Source organism: Marinilabiliales bacterium, assembly GCA_007695015.1.
GTDB lineage: Bacteria > Bacteroidota > Bacteroidia > Bacteroidales > PUMT01 > PXAP01.
On record REEN01000005.1, the window covers coordinates 1 to 3,789 of the forward strand.

A 3,789-nucleotide genomic window follows, 5' to 3' on the forward strand; every position below is an offset into this window, starting at 1 on the left:
CAGCGAAGAGAGGGAGAGCCTAATTGAACTCATTGATGGAGATGACCTTGATATGCTTATGAATATTAGCAAAACAGACCCTTGTGCGGTACACCTGGCTTCGATCATAAATTCCTGTCCTGACATTGTTGAGGAAGAGTTCAACCGGCAATTAGAAAATTTCAAGCAAGAGTTAAAAAAGAAAACAACCGGGAAAACCGGTAACCTTTAACCAGGCCCTGAAAAACTCATTATTATGGCATACTTCCCACATAGCAACTGCAGTGACTGTAAATACCTGACCGATGGCAGATGCCTTATCAGGAATGAAAATATTGAGGCACCAAAGTTTACCTGGTGCCGGAACAGGATCTTCGGGGGACGGACCCCCATGGGTGTACTGTATGTTCTTTCGGAAGAACTGAAAAGCGGCAAGCCGAATATCATCCAGATACCCTACTTTAACGGCAGGAGAGTTGAAACCTTCCAGCGGGTACCCGGCAAAACCGCGGTTGCCCTCGATAAACCGGGAGAAGGCAAAATGATCTTTAACAGCGCCGATGAATATTTTATTTTCTATGACCATGAGAGGGTCAAAAAGAAGAACATGATACTGGGTGCTGTTGTTGGAGATGTAATAGGCTCCTTTTTAAAATATGGCAATGACAAAACCACCGATTTCCACCTTTTTAGCGACGAAAGCGACTTTACCGGTAACACTGTACTGAATGCCGCAACAATGGACTGCCTGCTCACAAACGGCGACTATGCCGAATTTTACAGGAGCTATACTCAAAAATACCCGGAGAGAGGTTACATTGTTAACTTCTATATATGGATACTGGATAATGACCCGAAACCTTATAATGGCCAGGAGAAAGATTCAGCGCTCAGAGCCTGCCCGGTCGGCTGGGCATTCGACACAATTGATGAGGTGCTGGCGGTAGCGGAAACAAGTGCCTCTGTAACTCACAACCACCCTGAAGGAGTAAAAGGTGCCCAGGCAACAGCGGCTGCAGTATTCCTTGCGCGTACCGGCAAGACTAAACCTGAGATCAGGGAGTATATCGAAACGGCCTTTGGATATGATCTGAGCCGGACTGTCGACCAGATCAGGCCTGGCTATAAATTAAAAGAAAGCTGCCGGGAAACTGTACCTGAAGCCATAACGGCCTTCCTTGAAAGTGATGGTTTTGAGAGTGCCATCAGGCTTGCTGTTTCACTTGGCGGGGACAGCGACACACTGGCATGCATAACCGGCAGCATTGCAGAAGCCTTTTATGGTGAGATCCCGCTTTACATGATCGAATCAACACTCAAGCGCCTTCCCCCTGCACTGATAGATGTGATCACTGAGTTTTCGGAGAGATACAGGTCATCTTGAGGGTAATATCCGGCAATGTGCCAATGGGGTAGTGTTACATTTTGTGTGCCCGGATGGCTTTATCTTTTCACTTTGAGCGTCAGACATCAGCTGTGGCAGGTATAGCTGTACCCTGAATTCTTTTATTAGTAATTATCTTCAATCCTACTCCTAAGCAATTCAACAATCTTATCAGTATTACTATTTATTCTAATATTCCATTGAATGACTTTTGTCTGCATAATTTTTTCTTTAAGCCACAAAAGCAAGCTGGCTCCTTCCGGTATAAATTGTTAGCCTGATAGTGGTCATTTAAACCTTTCAGGTACAAATTTGCCATACCTGTATCTATACATTGTGTTACTAATTCTGATCACCTCATCATTATCAACCTTAGTCCTGAAGTCAAGTATATCCTCCTCTACAGTGTGAATAGAACCATCAGTATGATACGCTATTTCGAGGTAATGAGGATGGACGAATCTCCTAAAACCACAAAGGACTATCCTTACAGGTACATCCAGATCTTTTAAAAGCTCCATGTCTCTAACGGAACTAAAATTATCTGCTATTAATATTAGTTCACTAAATTCATCCATGTAGGAAGTTGAATAGAGAAGTGCTTCAAGATCATTTTCTGGAACGTCTCCGCTGCACCCAAAGCTCTCGGCGTAATATAATGTGTTAAGGATAGTGTCAATATCTGAACTGCCTGTGTAGTGAAATCCTCCGGTGGCACCAATTACCTTCTCATGTAAAGGCTTACCGTCGCCGTCATTAAAGAATATAAACTGGGATTTTTCATTTTTCGACAATTGCATTGCTATCCAGCTTAAAACCTGATCGACATATGGATCCATACTGCAAGTCACGTCAACAACTACTACTTTGTTTACCCATTGATCAATGAACCTGTAAAATACAGCATTTACCTCCTGCGCCTGCCTGATAAAATACGTGAAGTCATTTTCTATCTCTTTTTTTTCCTTTTGAGCTTTTTCTTCTATTACCTTATACCTCTCTTCAGGCTGCATAACCCGACGCCGAGGATTGGGATTATGTACCCTGGTAGATTGTGACCTTGCACGCTGCTGCATCCTTCTGATAGAATCTGCATATCCTTCTTCCATCTTTTCCTCCATCCCCTTTATATAAGCCATATAGTCATGGTAGTCACCGGATGAAAGAAAATTTATCTTAGTTATCCGTTCCTCCAGTTGCTCTGTGGCAGGAACTGAAATTCTCTGGAAATCACCAAGAACCGATGTTGAAAAAACGTACCTGTCTCCTCTCAGCAGTTGTACCCAGGCCCATCCTTCCTCATTTGTTTTAACCTGAAATGCCGTACCCTCATCAAGCCCTCTGATATCTATAACTTCATTTGCGACATCTAAACTGTCAAAATCGGAATAATGGATTCCGACCAGCATTTTATCAAGTGTCGGATGGAGCCGGCCTTCCTTATGTCCGCCATACTCAATTTCTATATCCCTGAAATGCCGGGGCTTGTCCGGGACTGAAAACCGCATGTAGTTTTCCGCGCCAATGAAGTTCACCTGGTAGTTCTGACCTGCCGGGAGTTCAATCCTGGCATTTCCTGACAAATCTGAATTGACCTCATAAATTTGCCTGTCTACCAATGAAACAACCTCAAATGTTTCAGATACTGGCACTCCTTCATTCGTTGCAACATAGATGCTGACATTTAGTTCTGAAAGATCGTATGCATATTCCGAATCTATATAGTACTTCAATGCCAACTCGTAATAAGCCTCATCAGGTACTTCGACGTAATCGGCATTCTTAACCTGTCCGATACCAATGGTATATCCATGCCCGTTGGGGACTAAAACCTCGCACATTCCGTCCTTTGACGTCAGCAGATCAATAACAACACCAATGTCAGGATTTGAAATAGTTACCTCTGCTTTCTCAATTGGGTTATCTGCTTCATCAACAACAAGAATAACCAGGAGGGCTTTTTCTTCACATGGCTCAATCTCCTGTCCATATAAGCTTATAAAGCAAAATGACAGAAGAGATGAAAATAACAATAATCTCTGATTGCCGTTCATTATCCGGAATTTTTTAAGGTTATTCGAATTGTTGTGAGAGCCTCTCAAACAGCACATAAGTTTATACCAGATTACCGGTTGGAATGTTACATACATCTTAAAATTCGCAGCTATTATAATAAGCTATAAAAGTTCCTGCACCACTTGAGTTTGAGAGGTGAATTCCTTGCCTTGCGGGTTTCATATATCAATAAACTGTATATATCTAATGACAACACGCAAGCAATCATGGTACTAAGCATCCTGATAGAATCATCAAAAATGCGACGGGGGTAGCGTGATGTGGGCCTTTTGGCTCTGTGACCAATACCGCAGGGCACGCAAAATGTAACACTACCGAGAGCAGGAAGCTGGTGGGGTGACGACTGAGTC

3 protein-coding genes are annotated in these 3,789 nt (G+C 43.0%); 2 read left to right on the forward strand and 1 reads right to left on the reverse strand.

The genetic code is table 11. The annotated features are described in order from the left end of the window. On the forward strand, positions 1–211 hold a 211-nt coding region (locus EA408_00080; protein ID TVR75625.1), incomplete at its 5' end, for a hypothetical protein. 378 nt (positions 212–589) lie between these two features. After that, positions 590–1,363 (forward strand): ADP-ribosylglycohydrolase family protein, encoded by a 774-nt coding sequence (locus EA408_00085; protein ID TVR75627.1) that lies wholly within the window; start codon positions 590–592, stop codon positions 1,361–1,363. 287 nt (positions 1,364–1,650) lie between these two features. Here EA408_00085 and EA408_00090 read toward each other — a convergent pair whose 3' ends face one another. Further along, a complete protein-coding gene (locus EA408_00090) occupies positions 1,651–3,417 on the reverse strand; it encodes a hypothetical protein (GenBank protein TVR75626.1) in 1,767 nt (588 codons plus the stop codon). Positions 3,418–3,789: the final 372 nt, after the last annotated feature.